The 2,563-nt window shown below is 62.4% G+C and carries 3 protein-coding genes; all 3 read left to right on the top strand.

Annotated features, from left to right (window positions below):
- Nucleotides 1-944: diacylglycerol kinase family protein (locus ACFFAR_RS30575; protein WP_174365444.1), on the top strand; the 944-nt coding region annotated here is incomplete at its 5' end.
- The gene (locus ACFFAR_RS30570) at nucleotides 941-1,789 is read left to right on the top strand and encodes a metallophosphoesterase (RefSeq protein WP_174365445.1); all 849 of its coding nucleotides are present in this window, start codon (nucleotides 941-943) and stop codon (nucleotides 1,787-1,789) included. The genes ACFFAR_RS30575 and ACFFAR_RS30570, both read left to right, overlap by 4 nt.
- On the top strand, nucleotides 1,786-2,563 hold a 778-nt coding region (locus ACFFAR_RS30565), incomplete at its 3' end, for a phosphatase PAP2 family protein (protein ID WP_174365446.1). The genes ACFFAR_RS30570 and ACFFAR_RS30565, both read left to right, overlap by 4 nt.

Below are 2,563 nucleotides of genomic sequence, written 5' to 3'. Positions count from 1 at the left end.
TCGCCGCTGATGCGCCGTTTTTTATCGTGATGAACGCGGGTTCGGGGCGCAAACAAAGCGATGAAACCCGCGCCGCGCTCGAACGAATGCTTGGCGAAGCAGGACGGAAGTTCGAGATCAGACTTGTCGACAACCCGGCAGAACTCGCCGATACCGCCGCCCAGGCGGTGCGCGACGCAAAGGCGCAAAACGGCGTGGTGGTCGGCGCGGGCGGCGACGGCACGCTGTGCGCCGTTGCGGGCGCCGTGCTGGGCAGCGGCTGTCCCTTCGCCGTCTTGCCGCGCGGCACCTTCAACTACTTCAGCCGCGACCACGGCGTTCCGTCCGATCCCGCCGAATCCATTCCGTTGCTGCTCAGTGCACGGGCGCATCCGGTGCAGGTCGGTTTCGTCAACGACCGCATGTTCCTGGTCAATGCGAGTCTTGGTCTCTATCCGAAATTGCTGGAGGATCGTGAGTTGTACAAGCAGCAGTTCGGGCGAAGCCGTCTGATCGCGCTTTGGTCGGCAGCCGTCACCCTGTTGCGCCGGCATCGGCATTTGCGTCTGCACATAGAGCACGATGGCACAATGCAGGAAATCCGGACTTCGACACTATTTGTCGGCAACAATCGCCTGCAGCTCGAACAAATCGGCATGGCCGAAGCGCCGCTGCTGGAACGCGGGTTGCTCGCCGCTATTGCACCGCGCGCCGTCGGGCGGCTTGCGCAAATTGGAATCACGCTGCGCGGCGCGACGGGCAGGATGAGCGACGCCGATAACGTTGTCAGCTTTGCGTTCAAGCACATCACGGTGACGCATCCGTCGAAGCGCCGCCGTCTCGTGAAGATCGCAACCGATGGCGAAGTGACCTGGATGAACATGCCGCTCGATTTCCGCATCGCCCCGGAGCCGCTGTATTTGCTGAAACCCGAGGCCGATGTCGCCAACGCCAATCGCTCATGACCCTGCTGTTGCAAATTTCTGATCCTCACTTCGGCACTGAACAACCGCCGGTTGTGGACGCATTGCTGCGTCTCGCCGACACCCATCGCCCGGATCTCGTGGTCATGTCCGGTGACATCACGCAGCGAGCACGGCGTGCGCAGTTCAGCGCGGCTCGCGCTTTCGTCGATCAGTTCGGCACGACGCCGTTCTTGGTCGTGCCCGGCAATCACGACATTCCGCTCTATAACGTTTTCGCCCGCGCGATGCATCCGTATGCAAATCATCGGCGGGTGTTCGGGCATGATCTCGAACCCGTGTACGAATCGGATGCGCTGCTCGTGATCGGCGTGAACACGACGCGTCCTTACCGTCATAAGGATGGCGAAGTTTCAGTGCAACAAGCCGAGCGTGTGGCGCGGATGCTCGAGCGCGCGGCGCCCGGGCAACTGCGCGTGGTCGTCACGCATCAGCCGGTTCTCGCCGCGCGTGCGAACGACGTGCATAACCTGTTGCACGGCCGCCAGCATGCGGTTCAGCGTTGGGCGAAGGCGGGTGCCGATCTGATCTTGGGCGGACATATCCATTTGCCATACGTGCTGCCTTTGCATGCCGCCTACAAGGATCTGCCGCGGCGCATGTGGGCGGTGCAGGCGGGGACATCGCTGTCTTCGCGCGTTCGCGGAGCGGTGCCGAATTCGGTGAATCTGATTGAATACCACGATGCATCGGCTGCAGGCGAACGGCGCGCCGTCATCGAGCGATGGGACTTCAATAGCGAGCGTGTATCGTTTGAACCGGTCACGCGGCACGAACTCGATTTCAGCACCGAAACGCTCGACGATTCTCTCGCCACCCTTTCATGAGTCAGCCAGATCCGAGATACGCCGAGTTGATTCATGCGGCGCATGTTGCGGGCGAGCATGCGCTCGCGGTGTACGGCGTGACGCTCCTGGTCGCAATCATTGCGGTGCTCGGCGCATGGCGGCTCGTGCAGCGCTACGGTTTGCCGCGTGAACAGGGCGGGTTGTCGCCGCGCGTTTTGCTCGTGCTCCATCTTGTAGTGAGCTTTGCGATCATCGTCGGGGCGGCTGCGCTCTTTGCCGCCATTGCCGACGAAATTGGCGACGGTGAGACACTCGGTTACGCGGATCAGGCTTTTGCCGATGGCATCGCCCAAGGCGTTCCGATCAGCGTGATCCGGATCTTTGCACGCGTTACGCATCTTGGCGATCCGTGGCTGCTCGCGCTCTGGTGCGTGCTGGGCGCGGCTTTGCTGGCGCTGCGCGGCAAGGTTGCGATCGCGATCGGGTTTGTGATCGCGATCGCCGGCAACGGTGTCCTGAACACCACGCTCAAACGCATCTTCGAACGCGTGCGGCCGGTGCACGACCGGGAGATTGCCACTGCCGATGGCTGGAGTTTTCCAAGCGGGCATGCATCGGGATCGCTGGTGACCTACGGCATGGTCGCTTATGTGCTGGTGAGCGTCATGCCCGCACGTTGGCGTTTGCCGACGGCCATCGTGGCAACGCTGATTGCCGTCACGACCGCGAGCAGCCGCGTGTTCCTGCGCGTGCATTTCGCGAGCGATGTATTGGCCGGTTTCGCCTCGGGTACGGCGTGGCTGGTGGCGTGTA

Origin of the sequence: uncultured Caballeronia sp., assembly GCF_964243625.1 — a bacterium.
Taxonomy (GTDB): Bacteria; Pseudomonadota; Gammaproteobacteria; order Burkholderiales; family Burkholderiaceae; genus Caballeronia.
This window is presented reverse-complemented; position numbering and strand designations above follow the sequence as displayed.